This is a genomic window from Enterobacter sp. JBIWA008, from assembly GCF_019968765.1.
Taxonomy (GTDB): Bacteria; Pseudomonadota; Gammaproteobacteria; order Enterobacterales; family Enterobacteriaceae; genus Enterobacter.
In genome coordinates, this window is record NZ_CP074149.1 from 604310 (window position 1) to 621748 (window position 17439).

Consider the following 17439-nt stretch of genomic DNA (forward strand, 5'->3'; position numbering starts at 1 on the left):
TATGGTTATACCGGCGCGACCAGATAACGAATTGCCGGTGATGTTGTGCCCTGATGAAAAGCCAGAACGCGGCTTTGCAGCAGGAGGTCATTCATGGTGTGGCGCTCCTGCTGGCGCAGATGCTCAATCCAGGAGCCCATCAGGAAGGTCTCGATAAACAGACCGGGGCGCTCAATATCCTCGTACACCGCCCAGCTCATCGCCCCGGCGCGGCGGCGCACCCGGCGCAGCTCGTGAACCGCCTCCAGGAAGGCCTTCGTATTCTGCGGGTCGATGATGTACTCGTGCGACACCAGCACCGGGCCGCGCTCGTTCGGCAGGTCGATCTCCACGCCGTCCAGCGGCTGGCCGCTCAGGTCGAGGTTTAAATCAGGATCTTTCTCCAGCTTCCAGCGGAACACGGTGGCGCTTGCCAGCACCATCCCCAGCGTGGCGACCACCAGCGAGGTCGGGGTGCCAAACTGCGAAGCGATCTGCCCCCAGATGGCGCTGCCCGTGGTCATCGAGCCGAAGAACACCGTCAGGTACACCGCCAGCGCGCGGGCCTTCACCCAGCGGGCGGCGCTGCGCTGCGCGCCGAGGTTCAGCGTCGAGAGCACCGCAATCCACGCGAAGCCGGTGAAAAACTCGAACAGGTTGAGCAGCCAGACGTGGCGCACAAACGCCAGCGCCAGCATGGTCAGAGCAAAGGTCAGGCTGGCGGCCACCATCAGCCGATCGGCGTTCAGCCGCTGGCGCAGGCGCGGCAGCAGGATCGCCCCGGCAATCGCCCCCAGGCCAATGCACGCCAGCATTACGCCGTAGCCCGCCGGGCCTAAGCCCAGCTCGCGGCGCGCCACCAGCGGCAGCAGCGCCCAGCCCGCGCTGCCGAAGACGAAGAAGGCCACGGTGCGCACCAGCACGTTGCGCAGCACCGGCGCGGCGTGCACGTAGCGAATTCCGGATCGCACCGCCGAGAAGAAATGCTCCGGCGGCAGACGCTGCACGGTCGGTGCCGGACGCCAGCGCCACAGCACCCACGCGACACCGACCACGGACAGCGCGTTCAGGGCAAACACCATCCACGGCCCGGCGAGCGACAGCAGAAAACCACCCAGCGCGGGGCCAATCGCCCGGCTGATGTTCACCCCGAGCGAGTTCAGCGCCACGGCGGCGCCCAGCTCCGGCTTGGTCACCAGATCGGGCACCACGGCCTGGAACGGCGGCGAGCTCATCGCCGCGCCCACGCTCAGCAGAAACGTCGCCACCAGCAGAACGGTGGGGGTAACGTGTCCGGTGAAGGAGAGCACCGTCAGCCCGGCGGCGGCGATGAACACCCACAGCTGGGAGAAGAGCAGGTATTTACGTCGGTCAACGATGTCCGCCATCACCCCGGACGGCAGGGCGAAGAGGAACATCGGCAGGCTGCTGGCCGCCTGCACCAGCGCGATGTCCAGCGGGTCGGCGCTCAGGGTCAGCATGCTCCAGTTGATGCCGACGTCGCTCATCCATGAGCCGACGTTAGAGACCACCGTGGCGATCCACAGCATGCGGAACACCGGCTGGCTCAGCGGCTGCCAGGGCGAAACCGTTGATGCGGGCGTCGTCTCGACGTGTGCGTCGCGAACGTCGTTAACCTGGGTCATGCGAACCTCTCCGCTGCCTTACGCTGCAGCCGCCACTGGCCCGGCCCGGTGAGGGCAAGGGTGGTGAAGATAATCAGCAGCAGCCAGCCAAACTGCCCTTCGGCAATCGACCAGTTCGGGTGCACCGCCAGCATCGCCACCAGCAGCACGGCGATGATCGGCAGGCACGCCAGGCGGGTGTAAACGCCCGCAATGATAAACAGCGGGCAGATCGCCTCGGCGACGATGGCCGGGATCAGGCTGGCGTACGGCCCAAAGCCGAACGGATCTTCGATGCGCGTCAGCTCTTCGCTGAAGTGCAGCACCTTTGGCAGGCCGTGCACGTAAAGCAGCAGCAGGCTGCCGGTCAGGCGCAGGAAGAACAGCCCCAGGTCGACCCGGGGCGGCATAGTGGTGTTTTTCATCAGAATGCAAAGCAGCTGCAGCCCAGCGCCCCCCAGAAAGCGTTATCGTCGGACACCGGCATCTCTGACGTACGGGCAAAATCATGCTGGTGGCTGTGAACCCCGCACGGTCCGCTGCAGTGGTGAACGGCGCTCATGCCCACGCGGGCGGCCTGCGGCGGCGCGCTGCGGTAGTGGCCCGGCACCTTGACCACCGGAGACCAGTCGGGCAGAACCGGAATGGCCGGCGGCGCGAGCGGGCCAAAGCTGCCCGCCGCGTAAACGATGTCGCCGTTGACCACCGTCAGGACGGACTCGATGCCCTTGATCTCCTCTTCCGGCACGCGGAAGTAGTCTTTGCTGAGCACGGCCAGGTCGGCGAGCTGGCCCGCTTTGATCTGCCCCTTCTGATTCTGCTCGCTGGAGAACCACGCGCTGCCCTGGGTCCAGAGCATCAGGGCGGTATCGCGATCCAGACGGGCGCTGTGGTCGTACATCTGCATCCCGCCGACGGTACGGCCAGACACCAGCCAGTAAAGCGCGGTCCACGGGTTATAGCTCGCCACGCGGGTCGCATCGGTGCCTAAGCCCACCGGCACGCCGGTCTCGAGCATTTTTGCCACCGGCGGCGTGTGGCGTGTAGCTTCGATGCCGTAGCGCTCGGCAAAGTACTCGCCCTGGAAGGCCATGCGGTGCTGCACGGCAATGCCGCCGCCCAGCGCTTTGATGCGGTCGATGTTGGCCTGGGTAACGGTTTCCGCATGGTCGAAGAACCAGTGCAGGCCGTTGAACGGAATGTCGCGGTTCACCTTCTCGAAGACGTCCAGCATGCGGCTAATGGATTCGTTATAGGTGGCGTGCAGGCGGAACGGCCAGCGGTGCTCCACCAGATGGCGCACCACGCGCTCCAGCTCGTCCTCCATGCCCGGCGCGAGGTCCGGGCGCGGTTCGAGGAAGTCTTCAAAATCGGCGGCGGAGAAGACCAGCATCTCGCCCGCGCCGTTGTGGCGGAAGAAGTCGTTGCCCTGGCCCGGCGTGAGCATGTCGGTCCATTTTTCAAAGTCTTCCAGCTCGTGGCCCGGACGCTGGGTAAACAGGTTGTAGGCGATGCGGATGGTCATCTGCTTTTTCTCGTGCAGCTCGGCGATCACCTCGTAATCTTCCGGGTAGTTCTGGAAGCCGCCGCCCGCGTCGATGGCGCTGGTCAGCCCCAGGCGGTTCAGCTCGCGCATGAACTGGCGCGTGGAGTTAACCTGCTGCTCCAGCGGCAGCTTCGGCCCTTTGGCGAGCGTGGCGTAGAGGATCATGGCGTTCGGACGGGCAATCAGCATCCCGGTCGGGTTGCCGTTGGCGTCACGCTGGATCTCGCCGCCCGGCGGGTTCGGCGTGTCTTTGGTGTAGCCGACCACCTTCAGCGCGGCGCGGTTGAGCAGGGCGCGGTCGTACAGGTGCAGGATGAAGACCGGGGTGTCCGGCGCGGCGGCGTTGATCTCGTCGAGGGTCGGCATGCGGCGCTCGGCGAACTGGAACTCGGTCCAGCCGCCCACCACGCGCACCCACTGGGGCGACGGCGTGCGCAGGGCCTGCTCTTTCAGCATCCGCAGGGCGTCGGCCAGCGACGGCACGCCTTCCCAGCGCAGCTCGAGGTTGTAGTTCAGCCCGCCGCGAATGAGGTGCAGGTGCGAATCGTTCAGGCCGGGGATGGCGGTGTGGCCTTTCAGGTCCACCACCTTAGTGCCGTCACAGTGGTGCTGCATCACCTCGGCGACGGTACCCACTTCCAGAAATTTTCCATCGCGCACGGCAACGGCTTCCGCGATGGGGTTCTCGCGATCGACGGTATGAAACTGGCCGTTAACCAGAATGAGATCGGCTTTACCGAGGGTAACCATAACTGCTCCTGACTGAGAGGGGAATGGTCAGGATTATGGGAACCGGTTTCGGCAAAGATCCAGTTATACAATAGGATAGGTATACCAAAGTATAACTATACCTAAGGTTAACTATACGAAGAGATAATTACGCCCAGGGGCGATAAACCGCAGGATGAGGGTGACTTTATCGCCGTGGTGCTCGCGGCGATTTCCACCCTTAACCACTGGAAAATGCTATGACCTCTTCAAAGCTTGAAGTGTTAACCCCTGCGAACTGTCAGGTAATCTTTATCGATCACCAGCCTCAGATGGCGTTTGGCGTGCAGTCTATTGACCGCCAGGTGCTGAAAAACAACACCGTGGCGCTGGCGAAAGCGGCTAAGGTGTTCAACATCCCGACCATCATCACCACCGTTGAGACCGAAAGCTTCTCCGGTAACACCTACCCGGAGCTGCTGGACGTGTTCCCGGGCCAGGACATTCTGGAGCGTACCTCCATGAACTCCTGGGACGACCAGAAGGTGCGCGACGCGCTGCAGGCCAACGGCAAGAAGAAGGTGGTGGTTGCCGGCCTGTGGACCGAAGTGTGCAACAACAGCTTTGCCCTGTGCGCGATGCTGGAAGGCGACTATGAAATCTATATGGTGGCGGACGCGTCCGGCGGCACCTCCAAAGAAGCCCACGACTACGCGATGCAGCGCATGATCCAGGCGGGCGTGATCCCGGTCACCTGGCAGCAGGTGATGCTGGAGTGGCAGCGCGACTGGGCGCGTAAAGAGACCTACACCGCGGTGATGGATATCGTGCGCGAGCACTCCGGCGCGTACGGCATGGGCGTCGATTACGCCTACACCATGGTGCACAAAGCGCCGTCTCGCCAGAAGAGCGAGCACCGCACCTTAGCGCCGGTCCCGGCTCGCTAAGTTCCGCTGGCGGGCTGGTCCCTCATCCGGCTCGCCGCTGCCTCTTTCTCTGGAGTTCACAATGAGTACTGGGCTGATATCCCTTGCCGCAGGCGTGTTGATTGGCCTGATGTATGCCGTGCTGAGGGTGCGCTCCCCCGCGCCGCCCGCGCTGGCGCTGATTGGCCTGCTGGGGATGCTGGCGGGTGAACAGGCGACGCGCCATCTGTTATCCCGCGACGGCGCGCCGCCGCCTCAGGTGACCGTTCCGCAGGCCAAATCGCAGACGGGAGCGTCGTCATGAAAGCATGGATAATTTCGCTGGTGTGCGGCGTGGCTGCTGGGGTACTTTACGCCCTGCTCAACGTGCATTCCCCGGCGCCGCCGGTTGTCGCCCTGCTTGGCCTGTTTGGCATGCTGGTGGGCGAACAGCTCATCCCGGTGGGACGGCGTTTACTGAGTCGCGAACCGCTTACCCTCGCCTGGTTTCGTCACGAATGCGTACCGAAAATCAGCGGCACGGCACCCCCTGCGCCCGCGAAGGACGATCGCGACGTTTAATGATTTACCAGAGGAAAGAGAGCATGACGCTGCCGTGGCGCATTGCCATCATTGATGACGAACGTTCCGTCCGCAGCGGGCTGAGTAATCTCCTGGAGTCGGAAGGCTATTCGACCGATACGTTTGATTCGGCAGAGGTGTTTCTGAGCCATCCGCTTGCCCTGTCAGGCGCGGCGCTGGTAATCGCCGACATCAAGCTGCGGGGCATGAGCGGCCTGGAGCTGTTTGAAAAGCTGCGGCTGCTGGCCGTACCGCCTCCGCCCGTGCTCTTTATCTCCGGTCATGCTGATGAAAATATGCAGCGGTACGCTCTCAGTCTGGGCGCCGCTGCATTTTTGCGTAAGCCGATTAACATCGATATTCTGCTGGATCATATTCAGCGGGAGCTGGCCCGCCGACAATAAGGATCGCGGATGAACGAACACGAGCAGCCTGCATTCTGGCCCGCCCAGGGGAATCTCCACCAGGGGCGGGTTTTTGTCCTTAAAGAGGATGTGATTTTTACCGTGCTGGCGCAGGAGGGCGGTATCGCCTGGATGCACGCGCGACATCCTCATTCCGGCGGCGCGTTCATTATCGCCACCGCGGTGAGCGACGAAGAGGAAGAGCGGGCCACCCGGCTGCTGAAAAACGAGTTTGCGCTGCGCGACGTGCTGCAGGACCGCTGGGCCATCCGCGCCGTCGCGTCCACCCAGTACCGGGGGCGCTTCGCGCTGGTGTATGCCCCGTTTTCGTTTGAACTGCTGGCGCGGCGCGCGGGCAGGGCGATCTCGGGCATCATGCGCTTTCTCGAGATGGCGATCCAGATCTGCGTCCCTCTGCGCCAGATGCATCTGCAAAACCTGATCCACGGCGATATCAAGCCCGGCAGTATTTTTGTTCATCACGACGCCACCTGCCGTCTGGGCAGCTTTGGCCTTTCCAGCAGTCTCTCCGATGCCATCACCCAGACCCGGCTTGCCGTTTCAGGCGGTACGCCTGCGTATATGTCGCCGGAGCACACCACCCGCACCCGGCGCCCCGTTGACGGCCGCAGCGATCTCTACAGCCTCGGTATGGTGCTGTATGAACTCCTGACCGGACGCCTGCCGTTTGAGCTCGGGGAGGACGATCGGGCCAACTGGGCGCACTACCATATTGCCTCGGCGCCGCTGGCCCCGGACGCGATCCGCCCGGACGTGCCGGGAATGCTCTCGACCATCATCCTGAAGCTGCTGGAAAAGCACCCCGATAACCGCTACCAGACGGTGGACGGGCTGATTGCCGACCTGCGACGCTGCCAGGCGACGTTGACCGGTGAGGGCGAGATCGTCGCCTTTACGCCCGGCCAGCAGGACCGCACCCCGGCGATCCATCTGGCTGACTCCCTTTTCGCGACGCATCCGCAGGCGAATGACGTTATTGCCGCGTTTGAGCGGGTGGGGCAGAGCCTGGTGCCGGAGCTGGTGACGATCGGCGGGCCGTCGGGGATCGGCAAATCTTCGATCATCGCGACGGCGCTTAAAACGCTGCAGCAGCGTACGGTGCTGCTGGCGGTAGGCAAAGTGGACCAGTTTTCGCCGTCGTTGCCCTACGGCGTATTAAGCTCCGCGTTCCGCACCCTGACGCTGCACCTGCTGGGGCTGCCCGCAGACGAGGTGGCGAAGTGGAAAATCCGCCTGTCTCGCGCCCTGGAGGGGCACGAGGCGCTGGCCGTTAGCCTGGTGCCCGAGCTGGGCCTGCTGCTGGAGAGCAAGCCGCGCTTCTCGGCCGATACGTTTTCCATAGATGCCCGGGCGCGCTTCAGCCATATGGTGCTGGCGCTGGTAAAAACCTTTGCCTCGCAGGGTTGCCCGCTGGTACTGGTACTCGACGATCTCCAGTGGAGCGACGCCGCCAGCCTGCACACGCTTAAATATCTGCTGATGAACTGCGGCGCTGTTCCGCTGCTGGTGGTCGCGGCCCACCGGGATTCCGTGCCCGACGCCGCCCTGCAGGCGCTGCTGGCGAGCCTGCCGGAAGCGGCGCAAAACGCGAGCGATATTGTCCCGCAGGCGCTCTCGGTTAAAGCGGTGGCGCGCTGGCTGGCGACGCTGTTTCGCACCCGCAGCGCGGCGACGACCGACCTCGCCACGCTGATCCACGAGAAGACGGGCGGCAACCCGCTCTTTGTGCACGAGTTTTTCCGCCGCATCGTTGATGACGGCCTGGTGGTGCACAACAAATATCAGGACAAGTGGCACTACGACCTGCAGGCGATCCGCGCCAGGCATTACACCGAAAACGTCGTCACCCTGGTGCTGGAGCAGCTTGAAGATCTGCCCGACGAGACGCGCCGCCTGCTGGGCAGCATCGCCTGCCTCGGCGGCACGGGCGAGATGGAGATGATATGCCGCGTTGTCGGCATGTCGATGGCGGAAATGCGCTATGCGCTGCACCCGGCGGTGATGGCCCAGCTCATCGTGCTGACGGAAAAAAAGTACGCCTTCACCCACGACCGGGTGCAGGAGGCCGCCTTTGCGCTGCTGGATCCGCATGAGAAAAGTCATATTCACCTGACCACCGCCAGCCTGCTGGCCGACGCCGCGCGTCAGGCGGCGGGAAACGAGCTGCTTTTTCGCGCCGTTCACCACGTCACGGCCGCGCTGGACAGCATCCAGCCAGCTCCGCAGCGGCAGATGTTCCGCGAGCTGAGCCTGCTGGCCGCGAGACGCGCGAAACGCACGGGCGATTATCTTTCGGCACTGAGCTACATCCAGACGGCGAGAGCGCTGGGCAACGCCGGGGTGGTGTCAGACGTTGTGCTGGATATTGAAGAGGCGGGCTGCGAGTTTGCGCTGGGGCATCTGGAGCGCACCCGCGAGCTGTGCGATGCAATCCTCGGCTGCCCCGGCGGGCTGACCGAAAAGGCGCTGGCGGCCAACCTGCTGGTGGAGGTGTACATTCGCCAGTCGGACAGCCGTCTGGCGCTCGAGGCGGCGCTCTGCTGGCTGGGTATTTTCGGTATCCAGATTAGCCGCTATCCGGAAGATGCCGACTGCGACGAGGCCTGGGCGCTCTTTTGCAACCGCACGGCCGACGCGCCGCAAAACCTGTTTGCCCGGCTGTCGCGGATGGATAACCCGGAAACCGAAGCGGTGATGAACCTGCTCTACAGCGCCAGCATTTGCGCCAGCTTCATCTGCCCGCGCCTGCACTTTTTGCTGCTCTGCCGCATGATGCACCTGACCCTCGATCACGGCATTACCGGCGCGTCCACCACGGCGATGGCCTGGTTTGGCGTGCTGATCGGCCACCGCTACGCCGAGTATCGCCTCGGGTTCCAGTACGGCACGCTGGCCCGCGAGCTGGTCAATCGCCACGGCTACGATACCTATGAAGCGAAAACCCTGCTGCCGCTCGATCAGCTCAGCGTCTGGACCCAGCCGCTGTCGTTCACCATCGAGTGCGCGAAGGCCTGCTTCACCGCGGCGGTGACCCACGGTGATATGACGATGGCCTGCTTCGCGGCCTGCCACCAGGTCATTAATTTCCTCTCGCGGGGCGATCACCTGGACGGGGTGCTGACCAGCATCGATCGCGGCCTGGCGTTCGTGCGTAAAACCCACTTCCAGGACGTGGAAACCATTCTGATGGTCCAGCGCGGCTACGTTGAGTTCCTGCGCACGCCGGTCATCGGCACATGGACCGCGTCGCAGGTGCTGCCGGAGGCGCTGCTTCCCGCGTCGCCGGAGCAGGCGCCGGAGAAGAATTCCACCATGCTGTTCTGGTACTGGCTCTACCGCGGCATGGCGCACTTTACCTGCGGCGAATATGCCGACGCGCAGGCGGATTTCGAGATGGCGGGCTGGTTCGCGTGGTCTGCGCCGGGGCACATCCATCTGCTGGATTACCATCTCTACAGCGCCCTGGCGCTCTCCCGTCAACTGACGCCTGAGACCTTCTCGGCGAATCACCGCCGCAGCATTCACGCCCACTACGACAAAATCGCCCTCTGGGCGCGCATTAATCCGGGCACGTTCGCGGATAAAGAGGCGCTAATTTATGCCGAAATCGTGCGTCTGGACGGGATGAACAGCATTGCGCTTGAGCAGTATGAGAAGGCCGTCCGGCTGTCACGCGAGGGCGGCTTTAACCCGATTAACGCCCTGGCCCACGAGCTGGCGGGGCGCTTTGCGCTGGCCTGCGGCTACCCGACCGCCTCGGACGCGCACTTCCGCGGCTCGATTGCCGCCTGGGGCCGTGCCGGAGCACAGGCTAAGGTGTGCCAGCTGGAGCAGGATTTCCCGCATCTGCTGGCCTCCGGGCAGGCCAGCGCCTACGACACGGTGGCGTTCGCCCAGAACGAGACGATCCGCGATCTGCAAAGCGTCATCAAAGCCTCACGCGCGCTGTCGGAAGAGATCAACCTTGAGCGGCTCATCGAAAACCTGATGACGCTGCTGCTCGAACGCGCCGGGGCGCAGCGCGGCCTGCTGCTGCGCGTGAGCGAGAGCCTCATCCCGGAGATCGAGGCCAGCGCCTGGACCAGCACCGAGGGCGTACGGGTGCGGATCCTGAAGGACGTGCCGACGGCGACCGACCTGCCGCTGTCGGTGCTGGCGGCGGTGATCCGCACCGGACAGGAGATTCGCACCGGTAAACCGGAGGAGTTTCATCCCTTCAGCCAGGATCCCTATCTGGTGACCTCGGGGGCGGCGGTCATGTGCGTCCCGATGTTCAAACAGGCGCGGCTGGTGGGGGTGCTCTATCTGGAAAACCGCCTGATGCCGGAGGTCTTTACCGCCGAGCACTCGCGCGTGGTGAGCCTGCTGGGCGCGCAGGCTGCGGTATCCCTGGAGACGGCGCGGCTGTACGCCGAGCTGCTGGCGGAGAACATCCAGCGCCGACGGGTGGAGAAAGAGCTGCGATCCAGCCAGACCTCGCTGATGCTGGGCGAGCAGATCAGCCATACCGGCAGCTGGCGCTGGGAGCTGGAGCAGGATCTGATGTTTGTCTCGGACGAGTACGCCCGCATTCTCGGCCTGCCCGAGCAGCAAAAGACGATCTCCATGGCGGAGTTTTTAACTTTCGTCCATGAGGACGATTACGCCCGCATCAGCGCCATCGTCACCCGGAGCGTGCGCGACGGGCTCTCCATGCGCGCGGAGTTTCGCGTTAAGCGTACCGACGGCTCAACGCGCTACATCCTCGGGATTGGCGATCCGGTGGGTGTGGGCAGCGAGGTGAACGAGTATTACGGCATTATCACCGACATCACCAGCCAGCGCGCCGCGGAGGATGCCATGCGGGTCGCGCAGGCGGATCTGGCGCGGGTATCGCGTGCCACCACCGTCGGTCAGCTGACCTCCTCCATCGCCCACGAGATCAACCAGCCGCTGATGTCGATCGTCTCGAACGCCGGGGCGAGCCTGCGCTGGCTTAACCGCGAGCCCGCCCGGCTGGATAAAGTGCGGGAAGGGCTGGAGGAGATCGCCGCGGAGGGCGCGCGGGCGGGGGAGATCATTCGCAGCATTCAGTCCCTGACGCGCAAGCAGGATCCGACCTTCGTGCGTATCGATCTCCACTACCTGATCCACCACATTATTACCCTTTCCCGCAGCGAGCTGGAGCAGAGACACGTCAGCGTGGATTATCTGTTAAACGCCAGCGACAGCTTTATTACCGGCGATAGCGTGCAGATCCAGCAGGTGCTGCTGAATCTGGTGATGAACGCCGTTGAGGCGATGGCCGAGGTGAAGGATCGCGCCAGCATCATTACCCTGAGCACCGCCAACGCTGACGGGAAAGCGATCGTCGAGATCGCCGATACCGGGAGCGGCATTGAGCCCGAGCGGCTGGAGCAGATTTTTGACTCGTTCTACTCCACCAAGCCGCAGGGGATGGGGATGGGATTGACCATCAGTGCCAGCATCATCGAGCGTCACTGCGGGAAGCTGAGCGCGCGCCGCCGCGAGCCGTTCGGCACGGTGTTTGCGTTTGCGCTGCCGCTGGCGGCGCAGGAAGGGTAAAGGTTACTCTGCAGGCTGGCTGTTGGTCAGGCGCTCAACGGCCCTGACCAGCTCCGCCACGGAGCGCACCTGCATTTTTTCCATTACGCGACGGCGATGCACTTTCACTGTGATCTCGCTGACGCCAAGCTCGGCGGCAATTTGCTTGTTCAGCATGCCGCTTATCGCCAGCGTCAGCACCTCGTGTTCCCGTGGCGTAAGTGACATGTGGCGCTGCTTCAGGGCGTAGTGCTCTTTATTGCGCACGGCATTGTGTTCCGCCAGCTGAAGCGCGGACTCAATAGCGTCGATAAGCGCGGTGGATTCGACGGGTTTGGTGAGAAATTCGTACGCGCCGCCTTTAATGGCGCGCACCGACATCGGGATAGTACCGTGGCCGGTAAGAAAGATAATCGGGATCTCGCGCCCGCTCTCTTTGAGCGCGTCAGCCACCTCAAAGCCCGAGATGGCGGGCATTTGCATATCAAGGACCACGCACGACGGTAGCTCTTCAAAACGGTGTTGAAGAAACGCTTCTGCCGATGAAAAGCCGACGGCGTTGAGGTCCGCCGATTCCAGCAGCCCGATCACGGACTGCCTGACTGCGTCATCGTCATCAACCACATACACAATGTGTTCCATTCACCGCCCCGGTGCTGATTTACATGTCGAGGATGCAAACAATCCCGCCGGTTACGTAAGGGACTGTTTATGCTGACTTTCATCTTAACATATTAACTATCATTATCATTTAACAATATGATAACCGTATGAAGATGAAGTATAGCGATCCGTAGCGGGGGCGGTGAAGGAACGAAACTCGTGCGACATGGGCAATATTCATAAGCTCCCTCGCTATTTGTCTGTGAGGACTTTGATTGGTAAAACAGGCTACACTCTGGTTTTGAGCGCGACATGCTGAGGAAATAACAATGCACTACACACTGAAAGAAAGCGACAAGGATAAAGCGGAAGGGTCAAACGGCGCGGGCGCTCTGCAGCAAAAACTGCTGGAGTCCCGTTCGATTGTTATCTCCGGTGAGATCAACCAGGAGCTGGCGCAGAAGGTCATCACCCAGATGATCCTGCTGCAAAGCGTCAGCAACGATCCGATCAAGCTGTACATCAACAGCCAGGGCGGCCACGTGGAAGCGGGCGATACCATCCACGACTTCATCAAGTTCATCCGCCCGGAAGTGCACGTCATCGGCACCGGCTGGGTGGCGAGCGCCGGGATCACCATCTTCCTGGCGGCGAAAAAAGAGCACCGCTACTCGCTGCCAAATACCCGCTTTATGATCCACCAGCCGCTGGGCGGCGTGCGCGGTCAGGCAACGGATATTGAGATCGAAGCGCGCGAGATCATCCGCATGCTGGATCGCGTGAACAAGCTGATCGCCGACGCCACCGGCCAGCCGCTGGAAAAAGTGAAAAAAGACACCGATCGCAACTTCTGGATGTCTCCGGCAGAAGCGCTGGACTACGGCATCGTGGGCAAGCTGATTACCCATTATGACGAGCTGAAGCTGGATTAAGTTTTCGCGGCGTGTTTGAGTCGGGTGGCGGCTTTGCCTTACCCGACCTACACGCCCTCGTTTGACCCATGACAAGTTCCCCCTCTGCCTTCTTGCCTATAATCGCGCCTGTTTCCCCTCTCACTGGTGCTACCCATGGCGTATCAACTGAACCTGAACTGGCCGGAATTTCTTGAGAAATACTGGCAAAAACAACCCGTAGTGCTGAAAAATGCCTTCCCGAATTTTGTCGATCCGATTACCCCGGACGAGCTGGCAGGGCTGGCGATGGAGCCGGAAGTCGATAGCCGTCTGGTGAGCCATTTCAACGGCAAATGGCAGGCCAGCAATGGTCCGTTTGAGCACTTTGACGATCTGGGCGAAACCGGCTGGTCGCTGCTGGCGCAGGCGGTGAACCACTGGCATATGCCCGCCGCAGAGCTGGTGCGTCCGTTCCGCGTCCTGCCGGACTGGCGTCTCGATGACCTGATGATCTCCTTCTCCGTGCCGGGCGGCGGCGTGGGTCCGCATATCGATCAGTACGACGTGTTTATCATTCAGGGAATGGGCAGCCGCCGCTGGCGCGTGGGTGACAAGCTGCCGATGCGTCAGTTCTGCCCACATCCGGCGCTGCTGCATGTCGATCCGTTCGAGCCGATCATCGACGAAGATCTGGCCCCGGGCGATATCCTCTACATCCCGCCTGGATTCCCGCACGACGGCTTTACCCATGAAACGGCGCTCAACTACTCCGTCGGCTTCCGCGGGCCGAACGGCCGCGATCTGATCAGCAGCTTCGCCGATTACGCGCTGGAAAACGATCTGGGCGGCGAGCACTACAGCGATCCGGATCTGACCTGTCGCGAACACCCGGGCCGCGTGGAGCAGTACGAGCTCGATCGCATTCGTCAGATGATGATCGATATGATCGGCAAGCCGGAAGATTTCACAAAATGGTTCGGCAGCTTTGTCTCGACGCCGCGCCACGAGCTGGATATCGCCGCCGCCGAGCCGCCGTATGCGCCGGAAGAGGTGCTGGACGCGCTGCAGGGAGGCGAAACGCTGTCTCGCCTGAGCGGCCTGCGCGTGCTGAACGTCAACGGCAGCTTCTTCATCAACAGCGAACAGCTGGAGACGGTAGACGCGAAGGCGGCGGATGCGCTTTGCCGCTACACCGAACTCGGCCAGGCCGAGCTGGGCGATGCGCTGAATAACCCGGCGTTTGTTGAAGAGCTCACCGGGCTGATTAACCAGGGATACTGGTACTTCGACGAGTAATCATGACCTTCTCCCTCTCCCTGTGGGAGAGGGCACCAGGCCGCACTAGCCCTCCTCCATCGCAATCACAATCGCCTCGCCCATCTTCTTCAACGCTTCGCGATGCTTATCCGTCGGCGGCAGCGCCACGTTGATCCGCAGACAGTTGCGGTACTTCCCGGAAGCTGAAAACAGCGACCCGGCCGCGGCCTGGATCTTCAGCCGACACAGCTGCTTGCTGACGCACACCATGTCGACCTTCTCCGGCAGCTCAATCCACAGCAGGAAGCTTCCCTGCGGGCGCGTGACGCAAATCTCTGCCGGAAAATACTGCCGCACCCAGCAGGTGTAGGTTTCCATATTCTGCTGATAAATCTGGCGCATACGGCGCACGTGGCGATGATAATGCCCGTCGCGAATAAACGCTGCCACCGCCATCTGCGTACCCGGCACGTTAAACCCGCCCGCGGCGTATTTCATGTGCATCACCCGGTCGTAATAGCGCCCCGGCACAATCCAGCCGACGCGCAGGCCCGGCGCCACGGTTTTGGTAAACGAACTGCAGAGGATCACGCGGCCGTCGATATCCATCGAGTGGATGGTGCGCGGGCGCGGGTACTCCGCCGCCAGCTCGCCGTAAATGTCATCCTCCACGATCACGATATCGTGCCGCTGGGCCAGGGCTAACACCTGCTTTTTCCGCGCTTCCGGCATGATAAACCCGAGCGGGTTATTGCAGTTGGGCACCAGGATCACCGCCTTGATCGGCCACTGCTCCAGCGCGAGCTCTAACGCCTCGATGCTGATCCCGGTCTCGGGATCGGTAGGAATTTCAATCGCCTTGATGTCAAACCCGCGCAGCATCTGCATGGTGCCGTGAAACGACGGCGACTCCACCGCCACGATGTCCCCCGGTTTACATATCGAGAGCAGGGCGATCGACAGCGCGCCGTGACAGCCGTTGGTGATGACAATCTCGTTCGCCGCCACGGTGGAGCCGCCGTCCAGCATCAGGCGGGCGATCTGCTCGCGCAGCTCCAGGCGCCCGTCGAGCACGTCATAGCTCAGCATCTCGCCCGGATTATGCTGCGCGATGCGGCTCATCTCGCGCCACAGCGGCTTCAGGCTCGGCTGGTTAATGTCCGGCGAGCCGCCGCCAAAGGAGATCATCTCTTTGTCGGCGCGGGCGTCCAGCAGCATCATCACCTCATCCCACTGGGTGACGTCCACGGGGCGCTGTACCGGGCGCGTCATGGCCGGAACCGGCGGCTGGGCCTTGCGCTGCGAAACAAAATAGCCGGAGCGCGGCTGCGGGGTGATCAGCTGGAGATTTTCGAGGATCTGATAGGCCTGCTGTATGGTGCTGATGCTCACGCCGTGCTCCTGGCTCAGCGTGCGTACCGACGGCAGACGTTCGCCGCTGCGATACAGCCCTTGTTCAATGCGTTCCGCCAGAAGGTTGGCGAGATGTTGATAGCGCGTCATGCTGTATCCTTTATTTTCACCATACAGATTGTAAAACCAGTACAGATTGCCGTAAAAAATGGCATGCAGATACTGTTTTAGCGGATCTGTATGGTAAACAAAAGTAGTTTTTGAATCTGTATTGTAGAGGCCGTTTTCCGTGATGATAAGCCCACTGGCACAGCGAGGTGATCATCATGGAATTCTACGAGAATCGTTCAAAACGTCCGTTTATTGTGTTCGTCTGGATCGGCAAAACGATCTGCAACTGGTATCGCATCAACCGCACCCGGCGCATCCTGAGCCAGATGAGCGACGAGCAGCTGAAGGACGTTGGTTTATCCCGCAATGATATTTAAACCCCGGGCCGGGTCAGGCGAAGCCGCCACCCGGCGATTTCAGCGCAACAGCTCAAGTGTCTGCCGTTTCGGCCTTTCCAGCAAATCCAGCGCCTCCTGATACGACCGCACGTTGTTATAGCCCATCACCAGCCCGTAGCGTTTCCCCGACCCGCGATACCACTCCGAAAGCGCATTGACCTGCAGCTGCTGTTCCTGCCAGCAGCGCGCCACTTCCCGGTCACCGCTGCCTTTGGTCAGGAACGCCACGATATGCATCCCGCCGTCGTTTTGCTCGGTGAAAAACAGATCGCCATACACCTCGCGCAGGGCGGCAATCATCCAGTCGCGGCGGGTCTGATACAGCGCGCGCATCTTTTTCAGGTGACGAAAAAAATGCCCTTCGTTGAGAAACGCGGTGAGGATCTTTTGCGTCAGCACCGGCTGGCCGCTGGTGGTAATGTCCGCGCAGTCGGTAAAGGCTCCGACGGTGCTGGCGGGCATCACCACGTAGCCCATGCGCAGCGACGGCATGATGGTTTTACTGAAGGTGCCCATAAAAATCACCCGGTCGTGCTGGTCGAGGCTTTTCAGCGACGGCAGCACCTTGCGGGTGTAGTGAAACTCCCCGTCGTAATCGTCTTCGATAATCCACGCCTCGTTCTGGCTGGCCCAGTCGAGCAATTGCTGCTTACGCGGCAGTGAGAGCGTGACCGCCAGCGGGCTCTGGTGCGACGGGGTGACGATGGCAAAACGGGCGTCGCGATGGTAACGGAGCAGGTATTCCGTATCGATGCCGCAGCGATCGACCGGCACCGTGTGCAGGCGCGGTACGATTCGCTTGAGCAGCTGCTGGCCCATAAAGTAGCCCGGATCTTCAAACACCACCTTGTCGCTGCGGCTGGCAAGCGTGTCGAGGATCAGCCGCAGGCTGCCGCTGTAGCCGCTGGTGATCAGCACCTGTTCGGCGCTGCAGGACAGCCCGCGTGAAATATTAAGATAGCTGGCGATGGCCTGGCGCAGCGGATACCAGCCCAGAACGGGCGGATTGAGCATCTCCTCCTGACGCATGGCGCGCGTCGCCTGTCCCGCCAGCAGCAGCCATTTTTTATACGGAAAGCTGTCGAGGGCGGGAATGCCGGGGCGCAGAAACCCCGCCCGCTCGCGCTGGCTGATGAGCGATGCCGGAAGCGTACCGGTGGGCTGTTCCGCAGGGGCACTCTTACCCGGTAACAGCAGATCCGGGTTGACCCGCGTGCCGCGCGCGCCCTGGCTCACCAGATACCCTTCCCCCGTCAGAATGGCATAGGCCGTTTCGACGGTTTTACGCGCCACCTTCAGCTCTTCCGCCAGCACGCGGATGGCAGGCACTTTATCGCCCGGCTTCAGCACGCCCCGCGTGATGTTATCGCGATAGCGGGAATAAATCTCGTGATAGCCCGGCTTCATGTCCTACCTCATTTGGCGCTTTTTGTATCTTTTTACTATGTCATGAACGGCGTAGATTTGCCTCATCGCATGAAACATGCCGCACAAAAAAAGAGGAAAGACC

14 protein-coding genes are annotated in these 17439 nt (G+C 62.0%); 8 read left to right on the top strand and 6 right to left on the bottom strand.

From position 1 onward, the window contains the following. Nucleotides 1–5 precede the first annotated feature (5 nt). From KGP24_RS02890 to KGP24_RS02900, 3 genes are read right to left on the bottom strand one after another with little or no spacing between them, the layout of a single operon-like run. Nucleotides 6–1625 (bottom strand): MFS transporter, encoded by a 1620-nt coding sequence (locus KGP24_RS02890; RefSeq protein WP_223562307.1) that lies wholly within the window; start codon nt 1623–1625, stop codon nt 6–8. Continuing rightward, nucleotides 1622–2029 (bottom strand): DoxX family protein, encoded by a 408-nt coding sequence (locus KGP24_RS02895; protein ID WP_223562308.1) that lies wholly within the window; start codon nt 2027–2029, stop codon nt 1622–1624. The genes KGP24_RS02890 and KGP24_RS02895 overlap by 4 nt, the downstream gene beginning before the upstream one ends. Continuing rightward, nucleotides 2029–3900: an amidohydrolase gene (locus tag KGP24_RS02900; protein WP_223562309.1), complete on the bottom strand. Its 1872-nt coding sequence runs from the start codon at nt 3898–3900 to the stop codon at nt 2029–2031. The genes KGP24_RS02895 and KGP24_RS02900 overlap by 1 nt, the downstream gene beginning before the upstream one ends. Nucleotides 3901–4118: 218 nt before the next feature. Here KGP24_RS02900 and KGP24_RS02905 point away from each other — a divergent pair, with 218 nt between their 5' ends. The 5 genes from KGP24_RS02905 to KGP24_RS02925 all read left to right on the top strand — a co-directional run bounded on the left by KGP24_RS02905 (nt 4119) and on the right by KGP24_RS02925 (nt 11335). Further along, nucleotides 4119–4805: a hydrolase gene (locus KGP24_RS02905; protein WP_023334356.1), complete on the top strand. Its 687-nt coding sequence runs from the start codon at nt 4119–4121 to the stop codon at nt 4803–4805. Nucleotides 4806–4866: 61 nt separating this feature from the next. Further along, nucleotides 4867–5088, top strand: coding sequence for a DUF1427 family protein (locus tag KGP24_RS02910; protein WP_223562310.1), 222 nt, complete (start codon nt 4867–4869; stop codon nt 5086–5088). Next, nucleotides 5085–5345: a XapX domain-containing protein gene (locus KGP24_RS02915; protein ID WP_223562311.1), complete on the top strand. Its 261-nt coding sequence runs from the start codon at nt 5085–5087 to the stop codon at nt 5343–5345. Before KGP24_RS02910 ends, KGP24_RS02915 begins: the two co-directional genes overlap by 4 nt. Nucleotides 5346–5368: 23 nt before the next feature. After that, entirely contained in the window at nt 5369–5749 is a 381-nt protein-coding gene (locus KGP24_RS02920; protein ID WP_223562312.1) for a response regulator, read from the top strand. 9 nt (nt 5750–5758) lie between these two features. Beyond that, a complete protein-coding gene (locus KGP24_RS02925; RefSeq protein WP_223562313.1) occupies nt 5759–11335 on the top strand; it encodes an AAA family ATPase in 5577 nt (1858 codons plus the stop codon). A 3-nt stretch (nt 11336–11338) separates the two neighbouring features. Here KGP24_RS02925 and KGP24_RS02930 read toward each other — a convergent pair whose 3' ends face one another. Then, a complete protein-coding gene (locus KGP24_RS02930; RefSeq protein ID WP_223562314.1) occupies nt 11339–11956 on the bottom strand; it encodes a response regulator in 618 nt (205 codons plus the stop codon). Nucleotides 11957–12246: 290 nt separating this feature from the next. On the opposite strand from KGP24_RS02930, the gene KGP24_RS02935 reads away from it, so the two are divergent. Both KGP24_RS02935 and KGP24_RS02940 read left to right on the top strand, forming a co-directional pair. Continuing rightward, a complete protein-coding gene (locus tag KGP24_RS02935) occupies nt 12247–12849 on the top strand; it encodes an ATP-dependent Clp protease proteolytic subunit (protein WP_008501342.1) in 603 nt (200 codons plus the stop codon). 135 nt (nt 12850–12984) lie between these two features. Next, nucleotides 12985–14106 carry a cupin domain-containing protein gene (locus KGP24_RS02940; RefSeq protein ID WP_108417193.1) on the top strand — a complete coding sequence of 374 codons (1122 nt, stop codon included), beginning with the start codon at nt 12985–12987 and terminating at the stop codon, nt 14104–14106. A gap of 45 nt (nt 14107–14151) precedes the next feature. Here KGP24_RS02940 and KGP24_RS02945 read toward each other — a convergent pair whose 3' ends face one another. Continuing rightward, nucleotides 14152–15570: a PLP-dependent aminotransferase family protein gene (locus KGP24_RS02945; protein WP_223562315.1), complete on the bottom strand. Its 1419-nt coding sequence runs from the start codon at nt 15568–15570 to the stop codon at nt 14152–14154. A gap of 176 nt (nt 15571–15746) precedes the next feature. Here KGP24_RS02945 and KGP24_RS02950 point away from each other — a divergent pair, with 176 nt between their 5' ends. Then, nucleotides 15747–15908 (top strand): DUF1127 domain-containing protein, encoded by a 162-nt coding sequence (locus KGP24_RS02950; RefSeq protein ID WP_032645487.1) that lies wholly within the window; start codon nt 15747–15749, stop codon nt 15906–15908. 39 nt (nt 15909–15947) lie between these two features. Here KGP24_RS02950 and KGP24_RS02955 read toward each other — a convergent pair whose 3' ends face one another. Further along, nucleotides 15948–17336 carry a PLP-dependent aminotransferase family protein gene (locus KGP24_RS02955; protein WP_223562316.1) on the bottom strand — a complete coding sequence of 463 codons (1389 nt, stop codon included), beginning with the start codon at nt 17334–17336 and terminating at the stop codon, nt 15948–15950. Nucleotides 17337–17439 lie beyond the last annotated feature (103 nt).